Source organism: Rufibacter sp. LB8 (assembly GCF_014876185.1).
Classification (GTDB): Bacteria; Bacteroidota; Bacteroidia; order Cytophagales; family Hymenobacteraceae; genus Nibribacter.
On record NZ_JADALJ010000001.1, the window covers coordinates 4,031,435 to 4,048,490 of the forward strand.

The following is a 17,056-nucleotide window of genomic DNA, read 5'->3' on the forward strand; positions in this document are numbered from 1 at the left end:
CCATAAAACTTTTGCTACTCTTCCCGTTTTCGGGCTCTGTTTTTGAAACGAAGCCCAAAACACGGGTACCTATCCTCAGGTAATTTTCCCTTCTGTTCACCTGCCGTCGGCTTCGTTGAAAATATTTGAGCGCGCGCAAGGAACCACTATTCTGAATTCATGGAAAATTTCGGTTTTAAGCCCTTTTAAAGCCGATGAAGAAGTGACGTTTGGCAACGGGAAGGTTTGGCCAGGAAAGTGCCGTAAAAGTGAGCTAATAGCCTTTTTTGAAAACATATTTCTGTGGGGAAAGAAAGGCCAGCGGTGTTGTGGAGGGAAATGAAGGTAGGGGGCATGCAACCTTCGGGCTGTTACAGGACTCTACTGTATAAACCCACGCACCCATGAAAGTTCACTACGCCCTTTGCTTGTCAGTTCTGCTTCTTTTTTCTGGGTGCGACCTGGACGATGACCAAAAAGTTTGCAACGTCAGCAATCCTACTGAGAACCTGCCCTGGCTTAAAGCCAAAAAGGAAGAGTTGCAGACGTCTATTAATTGCCATTTCATTGATCAGGGTGAGTGGCGTGGGATAACCGTTTTCATATTTGGGACCTGTTCGCCCCTCATTAGTTCTGTTCTGCTTGTCTATGACTGTGAAGGCAACCTGCTTTGCCCCAGCTCAAGTGCTGCTTGCCCTACTTTTCAAAGAAATGTGAGGTCGCGCAAAACCATCTGGCGAAACGGGAAATAGCTGGGTCTGGGGCATTCTGTTTTCGGGCTCATTTCCAGAAACGAGGCCAAAAACAGAAAGCCCAACCTGTAGAGACACAATGCCTTGCGTCTTGCCTCTATGCAACAATTATTAAAGATGAAGTAACTGCTGCTGCAAGATGAGGAGTAAACGAAAAACAAAAAAGCCGTGCCCGGAAATGACTCCAGACACGGCTTTTTTTATGCGGTTTGAATTGGTTACACCAGGTTGTTGGCCACCAAATACTCGGCAATCTGCACGGCGTTGGTGGCGGCTCCTTTGCGAAGGTTGTCGGCTACAATCCAGAGGTTGAGGGTGTTGGGCTGTGATTCATCGCGGCGCACGCGGCCTACAAACACCTCGTCGCGGCCGTGGGCGGTCAAAGGCATGGGGTACTGCAGGTTGGCGGTATCATCTACCACCACCACGCCCGGGGTTTCGTTTAAGATGCGGTACACTTCCTCCATGGTGAAATCTTTGGCAAACTCCACGTTCACGCTTTCAGAGTGGCCGCCCACTACCGGAATGCGCACGGTGGTAGCCGTTACTTGTATGCCTTCATCGCCCATGATTTTCTTGGTCTCCAGCACCATTTTCATCTCCTCTTTGGTGTACCCGTTCTCAGTGAACACGTCAATGTGCGGAATCACGTTCAGGTCAATGGTGTAGGCGTAGGCTTTCTCGCCTTCTTTGCCGGCACGCTCGTTCATGAGCTGGTCCACGGCTTTCTTGCCCGTTCCCGTCACTGACTGGTACGTGCTCACCACAATGCGCTTGATTTTTAACGCCTGGTGCAAGTGGTTGAGTGCCACCACCATTTGTATGGTAGAGCAGTTGGGGTTGGCAATTATTTTATCTTGTGGGGTCAGTTCTTGGGCGTTTATTTCCGGCACCACCAGTTTTTTGGAAGGGTCCATGCGCCACGCAGAGGAATTGTCCACCACGGTAGTCCCCACTTCGGCAAACTTGGGCGCCATCTCTTTGCTCACGCTCCCGCCCGCCGAGAAAATAGCGATCTGCGGTTTCTGCGCGATGGCCTCTTCCATGCTCACCACGGTGTATTCTTTGTTTTTAAACGTCATTTTCTGGCCTACTGAGCGCTCAGAGGCCACCAACAACAGTTCATCTACGGGGAAGTTGCGTTCCGCCAACACTTTCAGCATTTCACCGCCCACCAGGCCGGTAGCGCCAACAACAGCTACTTTCATTCTAAACAGAAGTAAAAAGGTATTTCTAAAAAGTACCGCCGCCGCTTTCTGTTTTTGGCTTCATTTCTGAAAATGAGCCCGAAAACAGCGCGGTCGCGTTGCAAATAAACCAACTTTTTGCCACACATAAAGTAATCTTGAAATATGAGGAGCCTTTTTCTTGTAATCTTTCTATGGATGGGCGTCTGTGGCACCGCGTGGGCGCAACTGCAGGAATCATTTTCTGACGGTGATTTCACGCAGAATCCTGCCTGGCAAGGCGAAACGTCGTTCTTTCAGGTGAACGCCGCGCGCCAACTGCAGAGCAACGGACCGGCCGTCACGGGCTCCACCATCCATCTTTCTACCGCCAATCAGTTAGCCCTTGGGGTTCAGTGGGAATATTATGTTCAGTTAGCCTTGGCTACTTCATCCGGAAATTACGCCGAAGTGCATTTGATTTCTGACATGGCTGATTTGGAAGGAGAGGGCAGAGGCTACTTCGTGCGCATGGGAGGCACCGAGGACGAGGTGAGCCTTTACCGAAAAGACGGCGGCACCGCCACCAAGATCATCAATGGCCCAGACAAAAGCATAGACGCGGCAGACAACAGATTCTGGGTACGCGTGACCCGAACCGCAGACAATGCTTGGACCCTGGAACTGGACGTGACCGGCACCCGCCAAAACTACGTGCTCCAGGGCCAAATCACCGACAGCCGCTATACCAGTTCTGTCTTTGCCGGCGTAGTATTCCGGTATTCGCAGGCCAACGCCCAGCGCTTCTTTTTTGATGATTTCACCATAAAAGACATAGGCCCGCCTGCTATTTCACGCGTGTCAGTTCTCAATTCCAGGGAAGTGGAAATCACGTTTTCAGAGCCGGTGCAGGAACAGCAGGCCAGAACACTTGCCAATTACCGGCTCAACAACCAGCATGCGCCGGTAGCCGTGGACTGGAATTCGAGCCAACCTCAACGCATTAAGTTAACATATGATATAGACTTTGAGACAGGCGCGAATCACTTGTTGATTTCTCGCCTTGTAGACGCAGATGGAAACGTAGCGCAGAACCTGACAGCCACGTTCAATTTTACGCCCAGGGCAGCTTCGGGTGACGTGCGAATTACGGAGGTTTACGCCGATGTGAATCCGTTACAAGACCTACCCGCCGCTGAATTCTTTGAGCTCTACAACACCAGCAGCAAAACCCTGAATTTGCAGGGCTGGACCTACAGAGATGCCACCACGTCTACCGGTGTTTTCCCGGCTTTTTTACTTAAACCTAACCAATACGTGATTGTCTGCGCAGCGGCAGATACCAGTCTGTATAAGCCATACGGGCAAGTGGTGGGTCTGAAAACGTTCCCGTCTCTGAATGATGCCGGCGATGACCTGCACGTGTATGATGACACCGGCCAATTGATTGACATGGTACGGTTTTCTTCTGCCTGGCATGCCAGCACCGCCAAACGCGAGGGCGGTTGGAGCTTGGAATTAATGGATTTTACGTCTTCTTGCAAGGGCGGCGCGCTTTGGAAATCTTCTGAAAACCCGCGTGGCGGCACGCCCGGCCAAGCCAATTCCATTCAACAGACAGACCAAACGCCTCCGGCAGTCATGCAAGCCACGGCCCTTGGCGCAGACCGGGTGGTGGTCCGGTTTTCTGAGCCCCTGGATAGTGCTTTTTCGGCGAACGCCAATTTTTTTACCTTCACGCAGAACCTGCCGGTGCAGCAAGTGACTGTCAGAAACCCAGATTTCACCGAGGTGGAACTCCGGCTGGCCACGCCCCTGCGGGAGAATGAACGCTACACGCTCACCGTCAAGGGCGTGCGGGACTGCGCCGGGAACGCGTTGGCCACGCCACAAACCATGGACGTGATTTTACCGGGCGCAGCGGCAGCGGAAGATGTGGTGATCAATGAAATTCTTTTCAACCCCAGAACCGGCGGCGTGGACTTTGTGGAACTGGTGAACCGTTCTGGCAAATTCCTGAACCTGCAGAACTGGAAACTGGCCAACAAGGAAAGCAATGCGGTCGCGAATGCACGGATTCTCAGCCCGCAGGCGCTGCTCTTGCCGCCGGGTGGTTTTCTGGTTTTGACCACCAACCCAGATTTGCTGTTCGCGCACTACCCAAATGGCAAGCGGGAAACGTTTTGGGCCATGGCCTCCCTGCCCAGCTTTCCAGATGCGGCCGGAACAGTGGTTTTGTTGCTGCCAGATAATACGGTGGTAGATGAGGTGGCCTACCGCGAAGAGCAACATTTCAAGCTGCTGAAAAACGTGGAAGGCATCTCGCTGGAGCGGATTTCTGTGGCGGGACCTTCTGTGGAAAGCAATTTTTATTCGGCGGCATCACAGGTAGGCGCCACGCCGGGCTACGCCAACTCACAGGCCCGTGAGGGGCAAAGCGGCCCAGCCAAACTCACCCTGCAACCAGAGACCTTTACCCCTGACCATGACGGGCAAGAAGACGTGCTGCTGCTTCAGTTTAATTTGCCACAGTCGGGTTTTGTGGGAACCGTTTCCATCTTTGACGCCAATGGCAGATTGATCCGGCGTCTGGCCAGCAACGCCTTATTGGGTACCGACACGGTGTTGCAGTGGGACGGTCTTACAGAGGCGGGCGCCAAAGCGGCCATTGGCTATTACTTGGTGCTGGTGGAACTCTTTGATTTGCAAGGCCGCAAGGAAGTCTTGAAGAAAACTGCCGTGGTAGGAGGTCGTTTTTAGCCTCATTTCTGGAAATGAGGCCAAAAACGGAAGCAGTTAGCGTTCTTGTGGTCAAGAGCTTGTTTACATTGTGGTTTTGCAGGCGAAAACTGGAAGCGAGAGGTTCTGGTGAAGCGTTTTTGAGCTGCATAGCAGCGCTACAATGAGAGTATAAGGCAATGCCTGGTTCTTTCTATGCCTGTTGGTAGCACAAAAGAAAAATGTAACTAGGCTCTACATCACCTTCTAAATTCAAATTCCTTTCATTCGTTTATCCTTCCGTTTTCGGCTCCATTTCCAGAAATGAGCCCGAAAACGGAAATTTTTGGGTGCCTGTTTGATTAGGCTTCGGTTTTGAGAATCTTTGCATTCTGTTTATAAGAAGACCGTGGAGATTCTCTATTTATGCCTGTTCGCTTTTCTGGCGGGCCTCATTGATTCAGTGGTGGGCGGGGGCGGCCTCATTCAGTTGCCGGCGCTGTTGGTTTTTCTGCCGCAGGTGGCGCTTCCCACGCTCTTCGGGACCGGGAAGTTGGCGGGCATAGCGGGTACCTCCGTGTCTATGTGGCGGTATGCGCGCAACGTGGAGATCAACTGGCGGGCCTTGTTGCCGGCAGCGGCCACGGCGTTTGTATTCTCCTTTCTGGGCGCGCGGGCGCTAAGCCATTTCAACGCTGATTTGCTCAAGCCGCTAATTCTGGTGCTGTTGGTTTCGGTGGCCATTTACACGTTTTTCAGGAAAGACTTCGGGGCTATCCACGCGCCCCGCTTGCCGCAGAGCCGCGAAATCTGGTACGGTATGCTGGTGGGCCTGGTCATTGGGTTTTATGACGGATTCTTTGGGCCGGGCACGGGCAGTTTTCTCATTTTCATCTTTGTAGGCGTGTTTGGGTTTAACTTTCTGGCGGCTTCGGCCTCTGCCAAAGTGGTGAATGTGGCCACCAATTTATCGGCGCTGTTATATTTTGGGTACAAGGGCCACATTCTGTACCACATTGGCATTCCTATGGCCATCAGCAGCGTGCTGGGTTCTATGGTGGGCACCAGAATTGCGTTGGCCAAGGGCTCAGGCTTTGTCCGGAAGCTGTTTCTGGTGGTGGTCACGGGCATTATCTGCAAGTTTGCCTATGACACTTTTCTGAAATAGGCGTTTTTGGCCTCTGTTTTGGAAATGCGGCCCAAACCAGTACTCACTTATGAGTATTCTGCCGGGCGCGTATTTGATAGTTGATATTTTTTGCAGAAGTTAGCACCTCAATAACCTGCTTGTTCTCAGGCAGAAGAATCGTTTTTAACCCATACACATAGAAAAATGAAGAATTCTTTACGCAACATGGCCAAGTGGGCTTTACCGGCGCTAGGCTTATTTCTGATGAGCTCAGGTGCGCAGGCCCAGGATGAGGTGGGGGAATTTATACGGGCCGGTAGAAGCGATGCCAATAAATTGATTCAGGCCTATGCAGAACCGGTAGGAAAATCGTTGGGCCATAGCCTGAACGGCGGTTGGTTTAACTCGGGCAAAGCCATGGGGTTGGGTAGGTTTGATATTCGGGTGTTTGGGTCTGTCACGTTCGCTCCAAAAGACGCCAAGACCTTTGACCTGGCTGGTTTGGGGCTGCAGCAGGTACGCGACGCCAACGGTAACAAATTTGCGGGCAGATCTGTTTTAACGCCCACCATTTTTGGCGAGGACAAAGACGGGCCCGGCCTTACAGTATATGCCAGAAACCCGGTGACCAACCAAGAAGAAAGAATTTCCAGCTTCAATGCACCTCCGGGCACGGGCGTGGACTTTATGCCGTTCCCAGTGGCGCAGTTGAGCGTTGGGCTTATCAAAGACACCGAGGTGGCCGTGCGGTTTGTGCCGGAAATCAAGATGGATGATTTTGAGATTAGTCTCTGGGGAGTAGGCGTGAAGCACGGCATCAAACAATGGATTCCGGTGGTGGCCTCTATTCCTGGGTTTGATATCACCGTTTTTGGCGGGTACACTAACTTAAAAAGTGCTTACAGAGGCATTGACGTAGGGTTGGCAGATGAAGACCAGGCCTTTGCCTCTGCCCAGCAACGCAGCGCCGGGTATTATGACGGGCAAGCCATAGAACTCACCACCAAAGCCTGGACCGTAAGTTTGGTAGCTTCCAAAACCTTCAGTGTGATTACCGGCTACGCAGGTCCCAAATACAGCAACGTACAGACAGACTTGGCCGCCATTGGCAAATACCCGGTGACCGCCTATAAAACTACGGCGCCTTTCAGATACGTGGAAGACGTGGACACGCCCGTAAATATCAGTATGAAAGACAGCCAATTTGGGTTGACAGCCGGTCTGCGCCTGAAGCTTTTGTTCTTCTCCATGTACGGTGAGTACACGTTGGCTAAATATCCTACCGCTACCGCTGGCATTGGCTTGGGTTGGAATTAAGCTGCAACGCACTAAGTAAAAAAGAGCGCCCCTGTAGAAATGCAGGGGCGCTCTCTTTTATGCTTTGCTAGTTAACATAAAAATGTAACTAGTGGCCCTTGTTTTTTATTACTTGTCTGCAGCACTTAAATGCACCCTATATATAATAGAGTGAGGGCATTCTTAAAAAGTGTTTTTGGGTTTGTTTTAACCTGCGGTACTATAGCTGGCAGGAGGGAGCACAACGAACCAATAAGTGTTCATATTGTTTATATTCTTCTAAAAATATATTTGAAGTTACTATATAATCAGTATCTTGAGCATTAAATCCATCTATTAACTAACCAAAAAAACACATGAAGAAAGCTTTACTATTTAGCTTCGTTCTAATGTTGACACTTGTGGGACGAGTGTGGGCACAGGAACGGACGGTTACCGGAAGGGTGACTGATGCACAGACAGGCGAGGGAATGCCTGGTGTGACAGTTCAACTCAAGGGAACCAGCACTGCATCCCCCACAGATGTGAACGGTAATTATTCTATTGCGGTGCCTTCTGGCAGCGGTACGTTGGTGTTCTCTTTCATTGGGTACAGAAACCAAGAGGCTTCTATTGGCTCACAGTCTACCATCAATATTAGAATGGCACTTGATTCTGAAATCTTGAATGAAGTGGTGGTAACGGCCATGGGTATTCAGCGGGACAAAAAAGATCTGGGTTACTCAGTAGGTACCGTAAGCGCTGAAGACCTCACCATTGGTAGACCCACCAACGTGGTAAACGCCCTTTCTGGTAAAGTGGCGGGTGTAAGAACTTCTAGTGGTAGCGGTATGGTAGGTGCCTCCGCAGGTATCTTTATCAGGGGCAACACTACTTTCACGGGTAGCAACCAGCCACTGTTTGTAGTGGATGGCGTTCCTATTGACAATGGTGGTGGTACAAATGCCCTGCAAAACGGGGTGGCTAACTCTAACCGCGCCATTGACCTTAACCAAGATGACATTGAGTCTATCAACATTTTGAAAGGACCAGCCGCCGCTGCACTATATGGTTCACGCGCCGCTTCTGGCGCGGTGATTATCACTACCAAAAAAGGCAAGGCAGGTCAGAAAACCAGAGTGGAGTACAATACCTCTTACAACTTAGTTGAGGTGAACAGATTCCCAGATTGGCAAAATGAATATGCTCAAGGAAATAATGGTGTCTTTAACCCACGTGGTAACTTGTCCTGGGGTCCAAGAATCGCCGGTCAACTTGAAACCAATTATTTAGGAGTACAAGAACCCCTTACGGCCTACCCAGATAACATTAAAGATATCTTTAAAACGGGCAACAATTTCCAAAACACTATTGCCTTGAGCGGTGGCGGCGAAACTGCTACTTATCGTTTATCTTATGGTAACACCAAAGAAAATGGTGTTCTTGATAATAATGAGTTGCAAAGACACAACTTTACCTTTAATGGATCTGCAGACATTACCCCTAAACTTCATTCAGGTGTAAGTGTGCAGTACATTAATTCCACCTCAAAGCGTTCTCAGCAAGGAAACCAATTGTCTAATCCTTTCTTTAGAGGTTGGTTTATTCCACGCAACATTAATCTAACTGGTAATCCATTTGAAGATGCAGAAGGAAATTCAGTTTATTTTGATGCGGTAGATAACCCTTACTGGACCATCAAAAACAATACGTATGATGATGAGGTGAACCGTGTCATTGGTAACGTAAACTTCAGCTATGACATTCTTCCTTGGTTAACTGCCAATTACAGAATTGGTGTGGATACGTACAACCAAGTAGAGCAGGGGTATGACCAAATTGGAGCCATTGGTGGTAGCATCAACGCCGGAGGAACTGGTGGTCTCTATGACAGAAGCTATACCAACACCAACATCAACTCCAACTTCATATTGGCAGGCCAACACAAATTTGGCACTGATTTCACCTTAGGGTATAACTTGGGTAATGAAATAATTTCAGGAAGCTGGAATGATATCAATACCCTTGGTTACTCTTTAGGAATCAGAGACCTGCGGAACATCTCTAACGCTGCAGAGCAATTTGGTCAGAATTCAAGATCCCAAGGCCGGTTAGTTGGCTTCTTTGGAGATGTGACTATTGGCTACAAAAGCTTTGTAACTTTAAACGTAACTGGTAGAAATGATCACTCTTCTACTTTTGGTGAGTCTGAAAACTCTTATTTCTATCCTTCTGCTGCGCTTAGCTTTGTCCTTACAGAAGCTTTCCCGGTCTTGAAGAATAATGTTGTGGAGTTTGCGAAGGTAAAAGGTAACTATGCCAAAGTAGGAAAAGAGGCCCCAAGGTATTCAACCAATACTTATTTCTTGCAGCCTGCCCCGGCAGACGGTTTTGGCCCTGCCATTAGTTTTCCTTATAACGGACTTGGCGGTAGAACTTTAGATGACGCTTCAGGAGATCCTAACCTAAGACCAGAGTTTACTACTTCAAAAGAAGTTGGTCTTGAAATGCAATTCTTTAAAAACAGACTTGGGTTTGAATTCAACCTGTATGAAACCAAATCTGAAGACTTGATCTTTGCCGTTCCAATCGCTTCTTCTTCCGGGTTCTCTTCCCAAGTTAAAAATGCCGGTTCTTTAAGAAACAGAGGTATTGAGTTAATGGTGAATGTATCTCCTATTAAATCAGCTGATTTTACCTGGGATTTGACGTTCAACTTCAATAAGAACAAATCTGAAGTGTTAGCCTTGGCAGAAGGTGTTCCAAACATCTTTTTGGCAGGGTTTACCACTCCAAACATTCGGTTAGAGGCTGGCCAGCCTTATGGTGTCATGTATGGAACTGTATTTAACAGAAACGCATCAGGTCAATTGTTAATTAACCCAACAACTGGTTTGCCTTCTGTTAGCCCTATTACAGCAAAGATTGGTGATACCAACCCAGATTGGACAGGTGGTGTGATCAACAACTTCAATTTCAAAGGAATTAATTTGAATTTTGTGGTTGATGTTAGAAAAGGCGGAGATGTTTACTCTAGAAATAACGGTGACTTGAGAAGAAGTGGTGCCCTTATGGAATCTACAAAGTTTAACAGGTTTAACTCAGACGGAACGTTAGCAACTCCTTACGTGTATGATGGTGTATATGCTGATGGTACTAGAAACACAAAAGCAATCACCACGCAGCAATACTTTCAATCTCTCCATACGGCAGGTGAAAGTTATGTGTATGATGCCACTTGGGTGCGTTTGAGAGAAGCTTCCTTAAGCTATGGGTTGCCTGCTAATCTGCTTCAGAAAACGCCATTCGGCCGAATTGAAGTTGGTTTAAATGGAAGAAACCTTCTTTTGTGGGCTCCTAACTTCCCAAATTTAGATCCTGAGAATAACACATTAGGTGTTAGCAACGCGCAAGGATTTGAGTTCAATGGTCTTCCACAGACTAGATCATACGGGGCATTTTTAAGAATTACCTTATAATCAATTTAAAATGAAGAGATTTAAACATATAACCGCTGGACTTTTGGCTGCTTTTATGCTGTCAGTAAGTTCTTGTGATGAATTCCTAGATGTTAACCAAGACCCTAATAGCCCCACCAAGGCTCCTATTTCACAGGTCTTGACAAGTGCTACCGTAAGTACTGCGTTTGTGAATGGCAGTGATTTGCACCGCTATACTTCACTATTGATGCAGCAACTTTCTGGGCAGGCGGGTAATACTGTTCAAACCAGGTTCTACCAGCAATATTTGATTCAGCCTTCTGACTTGAACGGAATGTATGATCAATATTATGTTACTGTATTGCCAGATTTGCAGTATGTAATAGATAACAGCGCTGGTAGTCCTCATTACACAGGAGTTGCTAAAATTTTGAAAGGATTCGCTTTTTCCCAGGTAGTAGATGTTTGGGGAGACGTGCCTTTTAGTGAGGCTTTGAAAGGTACTGAAAACTCTACCCCAAAAGTAGATGATGATGCAGCTATTTATACTGCCATTATTAGCTTACTGAATGAAGGCATAGCAGATGTCAAAAATCCCACATCTGTTTTAACGCCTGGCGATGATGAAACTATTTATGAGGGAGACTTGGTGAAATGGGAGAAATTTGCCAATTCTTTAAAACTGCGTTTGTTCCTTAAATATAGTGAGGTGAACCCAGCATTTGCAAAAGCGCAAATGGATGCTTTGATTGCCACTGGTGGCCCTTTCATGACATCAAATGCTGATAATTTTGAAATGGATTTTTCCACTACACAAGGTGCGCAAAACCCAATTCATCAATTTGAAGTGGAACGTCTCAATTATTTGTTTCCTAATAAGTTTCTAGTAGACTTAATGAACAGCAAAGCTGATCCAAGAAGACAAAGCTTCTTTACAGACTTTCCTTTCAATTCTGGACAGTATAAAGGTGCGGCAGCTGGCGATGAAGAGTCAATCAACTTTTCAAGGCTACACACTTATTTGAGAGGCGACTTGAATGCAGCCATCACCCCAAATGCAGCAGGAGCTATTGCGGCTAACGCAGCTTACAATAATGCCTACAACGGTGATGCCCCTATTAGAATGATGACATTTGCTGAGTATAACTTCATAAGAGCTGAGCATGCCTTGCGGTTTGGCGGAGGTTTAGCAACGGCTGTCCCATTTTATGAAGCTGGTATACGCGCTTCAATGACAGATGCCGGAGTAACTACTGCAGCGCAGACAGCTTATTTATTGGCAAATCCATTATTAGCAACGAACACGCTCAGACAAATTATTGAGCAGAAGTATATTGCAAATTATGGAGTAGCCCTGGAGCCTTGGAATGATTGGAGAAGAACTGGTTTCCCAGCTATTTCGCCGGTACCAGCTTCACTTGCAGCTACAGACTACATTCCTAGAACTCTGTACTACCCAGAGGCAGAAACCCTTACCAACCCTAATGTGAAGCAGAAGCCTGACATGAAAGTAAGAGTGTTCTGGGATACCAGACCATAGTAGTTATTGAATCACAACTTTCTGTGTTGTGAGTGGCAAACGCCAGTTATGAGACAGGAGATGAAAGGCCTTCCAGCAATGGAAGGCCTTTTTTGTTTACAGGAAGTTAGACGGCAGAATAAATCCTGCGCTTTTCTGGGTCGTTTTCGGGCTCATTTCTGAAAATGAGCCCGAAAACGGCGGCTTCTGTTTATGTCAAGAAAACAAGCAACGCTGAAATCTGTCAAAAACGGCTGCCAGCTACTATTTGGTAGTACTAAACATAAGGCAGTCTTGCTAAAAGTTGGTAATAGAAAAGATACCAAAGTATTCATTCTCTGCGATATGGGATCGGGTTTTTGTCAGAATATACAGGAAGAAGGATATTTGTTTACAGGCAGGGCCTTGTACGAGTTTGCAGCTGTTATGGCTGAATACCCAAATAAAATTTTAGTTAATAATTTGTTAATACCCTTTGGTTGATTAAATTTGGTTATCAATCAAAAGTATCTCTACAAACAAACACAAAAACCACATGAAGAAAGCTTTACTTTTCAGCTTCGTTTTTGTACTAGCGCTTGTGACACAAGCCTGGGCACAAAGCCGGACTGTAACAGGACGAGTGACTGACGCAACCACAGGAGAGGGAATGCCTGGCGTTACAGTTCAACTCAAAGGTACCAGCACTGCCGCACCAACCGGCATTGATGGCAGTTACTCCATCAGTGTGCCCAGTGCGGGCGGAACATTGGTGTTCTCTTTCATTGGCTATACCAGCCAGGAAATTGCGCTGGGAAGCCAGTCAACCGTTAATGCACGCTTAGCAACTGACGCTCGTCAGATTTCTGAGATTGTGGTAACGGGTTATGGCGTTCAGCAAAAGCGAGAGGTTACCGGTGCAATTGCTCAGGTAAACGGCGCCTCTATCCAAAACCAGCCAATTCCATCACTTGACAAAGCGCTACAAGGTAGAGCTGCGGGTGTGGTTGTTCAGTCTGCCTCTGGTATACCAGGTGGTGCCGTGAACGTGCAAATTAGAGGGGTTGGTTCAGTAAATGCCAACAGTTCACCGCTTTACATTATTGACGGTGTGCAAATTAACACTACCACTGGTAGAGTTGCCTACACATCGGCCAACCCATTGGCGTCTATCAACACCAATGATATTGAGTCTATTGAGGTAATCAAAGATGCGGCAACTGCTGCGGTTTATGGTTCTCAGGCAGCTAACGGTGTAGTAATCATTACTACTAAAAGAGGTAAGGCTGGAAGAACTCAGTTCACGGCTAACTATTACACAGGTGTTTCTGAAGCATTGAAGAAGTTTGATGTATTGAACACTCAGCAATACTATGCATTGAGAACAGAGGCATTCAGAAATGCCAATAACCCTGCTGGTGCAAGAGCAAACGTGCTATCTGAGATGGGCCTTGATCCAAATACCACAGATGCACAAATTGCCGCGTTGCCAACGTATGACTGGCAAGATATTGCTTTCAGAACTGGCGTAGTTAATAACTACGAGCTTTCTGCCCGTGGTGGTACAGACAAAACTACCTTCTATATCTCTGGTGGTTTTAACAAGCAAGAGGCTATCATGACTGCGGCTGACTTTACCAGAGCGTCTATGAAATTGAACCTTGACCACGCTGCAACAGATAAATTAGGTTTTGAAATGTCTGTGAACTTGGGTAGAGTAAGCCAAGTGGCTCCTTTCTCAACTTCTGGATCTTCATTGGGTAGCCCATCTTTTGCGAGCAGCTTAATCTTGCCTAATAACCCTGTTAGAAAAGAAGATGGCACGTACTTTGGTTTAGCTGGTGCAACTCCAAGATTTGCCGGTATTTTGAACCAGAACATTGCTTCTGTAAACGAATACTCTACTGGTAACCAAGAGAATAACTCTTTATTGGGGTCATTTGCTGCTACTTATAAAATTTTGCCAGGCTTATCTTTCAGATCTAGCTACAGCATTGACTACAGCAACATCAACGCTGACTTCTATTATGACCCAAGAACTCCAGACGGGTTTGCTAACAGAGGTGATGCCTACAAAGCTTCTGACTGGAACACTAACTTCCAGACAGTACAGTTGCTTTCTTTTGGAAAGACGTTTGCCGATGTGCACAAAGTAGATGCTCAGGCTGGTTTTGAATACAGAACTGATGAGCGTTCTTCTTTCTCAGCTAACTCCCGTGGTTTTGCCACGCCAGAGTTCCGTACCCTTGGTGCTGGTAGTACGCCTGTTTCAACCGGTGAAGGCTACACAGGTTACAAGAGAACTGGTGGTTTCGGTTCTGTTAACTACTCTTTCAAAGGTAAGTATACCTTGAGAGGTATCTTGTCTTATAACGGTTCTTCCCGCTTTGGTCAGAATTACCAGTTTGGTTTCTTCCCAGGTGTAGCCGCTGGTTGGAATATCTCAGAAGAGAATTTCATGAAAGGCATGACATGGTTAAACTCTCTGAAATTGAGAGCAAGCTGGGGACAGAATGGTCGTGATGGTATTGGTGACTTTACTGCACGTGCCCTTTATGCTAACGCCGGTGTTTACAATGGTAACCCAGCTATTGCTCCTGCAGGTTTGCCAAACACAGAGTTGAAGTGGGAAGTACGTACCATGCTTGACATGGGTATTGATTTCGCCTTGTTCGGTAACAGAGTTTCTGGTACTATCGGTGGTTTCATAGAAAAGAATGATGACTTGTTGTTTTCTTTGCCTCTGCAACAAACTACTGGTTTCGGATCAGTATTAGTGAACATTGGTGCCTTGGAGCAAAAAGGTCTTGAGTTTGAATTGAATACTGTAAACTTAGATTTCTCTGGGTTCCAATGGAGATCAAACTTCAACATCACGTACATCAAAAATGAAGTAACCAAACTTTACAACGGTCTTAAGAACTTGCCAGATTATTCACTGATTGTAGGTGAAGACTTGGGTGTTATCTATTCTTACGAGTATGCCGGCGTTAACCCAGCTACTGGTAGACCAATGTGGTACAACGGTGCCGGTGATCCTACTTACGTTGTAGCAGCTGCTACCGACCGTAAATTAATTGGTTCTACCTTGCCTAAAGTTACTGGTGGTTTTGAGAATACCTTCAGCTACAAAGGCTTAGATCTTGCTATCATGTTCCAGTACCAGTATGGAAGAACACAGTTTGATGGTCAGTACGGGTTCTTGATGGAGAACGGTAACCGTGGTTTTAACACGTTACTTGATTTGTATGAGAGAAGATGGACAACTCCTGGTCAGATTACTGATGTTCCTAGAGCATATAATGGTGGTGCTGAGACAGGTGGTAACAACCATGCTATTGCTTCTACCCGCAATTATTTCAAAACTGACTATGTCAGATTGAAAAACGTGCAATTAGGTTATAACCTTCCAGCAGGTTTGCTTTCTAGAACTAGAGTATTGAATACTGCCAGAGTATATGTACAAGGAACCAACTTGTTCACCTATGATGACTTCCCTGGTTATGACCCTGAGTTCTTCGGAACTGCCACTGGTATCATACCACAGTCTAAGAATGTGACGTTTGGTGTACAATTAGGATTTTAATTAGCTCCAAAATGAAAAATAGATTTTTATATAGAATAAGTACGGTTGCACTGGCAGCCGGGATGGTATTCTCTACCTTTTCCTGCGAAGAACTGTTAGATATACAACCTAAAACGTCAATTGACGGTGGTACGGCATTAACATCTAGATCTGCTGTTGAAGCTGCTATCAATGCAGCCTACACACCACTTAAAGCATTGACTTTGTATGGTAACAGAATGATCACATTGCCTGAGGCTCTTTCAGACAATGGATTGGCTACAAACAAGTCAGGTCGTTTAGTTACAGAAGCACGTAATGCCGTAGGTGCGCATTTTACCCATTGGGCTACCTCTTATAATGCCATTCAGCGCATCAATCTAGTGTTAGATGCACTGCCTGGTTTAAGTGACCCATCTGTGACAGCTGCAGACAAAGATGCTTTTATTGGTGAGTTGAAGTTTTTGAGAGCATTGTATCACTTTGATTTGGTACGTTCTTACGCCTATATCCCAGGTGCAATAGTTGATTCTAAAAACTTTGGCGGTGTTCCGGTAATCACGCAAACCTTTAAGTCTGGGCCAGAAGCAGCTGCCTTTTTGCCTTCCAGACCAACTATTGATGCTACGTATGCAGCCATTTATGCAGACTTAGATGAAGCAGTTGCCAAATTGGGAGCCTTTACCACCGCAGGTAAAGCCTCTAAAGTAGCAGCCCAAGCACTTTATTCTAGAGTAGCTCTTTATAAAAGAGACTATCCTAAAGTGATTGAGATGTCAAATGCTGTTATTACAGCTAGAGGTGCCTCTTTGGTGAATGCCGCTAACTATTTGAAGAGCTGGACAGATCCTACTAACCCAGAAACTATTTTCCATGTTGCCTTTTCAACGCCTGCAGAAAGCCAAGGTGTGAATGAGTCTCTGCAGACTGCCTTCACTACATTGGTAACTCGTGGTAACCGTGCGCAAACAGGTGGATTTGGTGACTTGGTTCCTACCACTACATTGTTAAATGAGGTGGGTATCACTGTCACTGGTAACGGAACTTCTACCGCGGCCATTACTGCTAGAACTGGTGATGTGCGTAACCTGCTATTTGAGGTTGGTACTGCTGGTAGAGGTAACCCTTATGTAGAGTCTACTAAGTTCATTGGTAAGAGCGGAGCTATCAACTTAGATAACGTGCCTGTTTTGCGTATTTCTGAGATGTACTTGAACCGCGCTGAGGCTTATGCTAACACCGCTGGTGGTGAAGTAAGTTCTTTGGCAGATGTGAACACTATTCGTACAAATAGAGGGTTAACTGCTTCTGCAGCCACAGGTACAGCATTAATGGCTGAGATTATGTTGCAACGCAGATTGGAGTTTGCTTTTGAAGGTCACAGATTCTTTGACCTGAAGCGTTTAGGCATGGATATCTCTAAGCCAGCACTAGGTACCACCCTGTTGTTTTCAGATAACGTTATTTTAGCTGGTCTGCCTGCTAATGAGGTAGCTGGTAACCCTAATCTGAAGCAAAACCTGGGCTATTAATT

General features: G+C 46.6%; 9 protein-coding genes. 8 read left to right on the forward strand and 1 reads right to left on the reverse strand.

Annotation, left to right across the window (positions count from 1 at the left end; all coding sequences use genetic code 11):
• Positions 1-949: 949 nt before the first annotated feature.
• Positions 950-1,939 carry an aspartate-semialdehyde dehydrogenase gene (asd, locus tag IMY23_RS16700; protein ID WP_192823175.1) on the reverse strand — a complete coding sequence of 330 codons (990 nt, stop codon included), beginning with the start codon at positions 1,937-1,939 and terminating at the stop codon, positions 950-952.
• Positions 1,940-2,083: 144 nt separating this feature from the next.
• Here asd and IMY23_RS16705 point away from each other — a divergent pair, with 144 nt between their 5' ends.
• From IMY23_RS16705 to IMY23_RS16740, 8 genes are all read left to right on the forward strand, one after another.
• Positions 2,084-4,657, forward strand: a complete 2,574-nt coding sequence (locus IMY23_RS16705) for a lamin tail domain-containing protein (protein ID WP_192823176.1) — start codon at positions 2,084-2,086, stop codon at positions 4,655-4,657.
• 367 nt (positions 4,658-5,024) lie between these two features.
• Positions 5,025-5,783 carry a TSUP family transporter gene (locus IMY23_RS16710; RefSeq protein ID WP_192823177.1) on the forward strand — a complete coding sequence of 253 codons (759 nt, stop codon included), beginning with the start codon at positions 5,025-5,027 and terminating at the stop codon, positions 5,781-5,783.
• 165 nt (positions 5,784-5,948) lie between these two features.
• Positions 5,949-7,061: a DUF6588 family protein gene (locus tag IMY23_RS16715; protein WP_192823178.1), complete on the forward strand. Its 1,113-nt coding sequence runs from the start codon at positions 5,949-5,951 to the stop codon at positions 7,059-7,061.
• Positions 7,062-7,396: 335 nt separating this feature from the next.
• Positions 7,397-10,498 carry a SusC/RagA family TonB-linked outer membrane protein gene (locus IMY23_RS16720; protein WP_192823179.1) on the forward strand — a complete coding sequence of 1,034 codons (3,102 nt, stop codon included), beginning with the start codon at positions 7,397-7,399 and terminating at the stop codon, positions 10,496-10,498.
• Between the two features lie 10 nt (positions 10,499-10,508).
• Positions 10,509-11,999 carry a SusD/RagB family nutrient-binding outer membrane lipoprotein gene (locus IMY23_RS16725; RefSeq protein ID WP_192823180.1) on the forward strand — a complete coding sequence of 497 codons (1,491 nt, stop codon included), beginning with the start codon at positions 10,509-10,511 and terminating at the stop codon, positions 11,997-11,999.
• Positions 12,000-12,191: 192 nt separating this feature from the next.
• Positions 12,192-12,461: a hypothetical protein gene (locus tag IMY23_RS16730; protein ID WP_192823181.1), complete on the forward strand. Its 270-nt coding sequence runs from the start codon at positions 12,192-12,194 to the stop codon at positions 12,459-12,461.
• A gap of 52 nt (positions 12,462-12,513) precedes the next feature.
• Positions 12,514-15,543, forward strand: a complete 3,030-nt coding sequence (locus IMY23_RS16735) for a TonB-dependent receptor (protein ID WP_192823182.1) — start codon at positions 12,514-12,516, stop codon at positions 15,541-15,543.
• Positions 15,544-15,554: 11 nt separating this feature from the next.
• Positions 15,555-17,054 carry a RagB/SusD family nutrient uptake outer membrane protein gene (locus tag IMY23_RS16740; RefSeq protein ID WP_192823183.1) on the forward strand — a complete coding sequence of 500 codons (1,500 nt, stop codon included), beginning with the start codon at positions 15,555-15,557 and terminating at the stop codon, positions 17,052-17,054.
• The last annotated feature ends 2 nt before the right edge of the window (positions 17,055-17,056 follow it).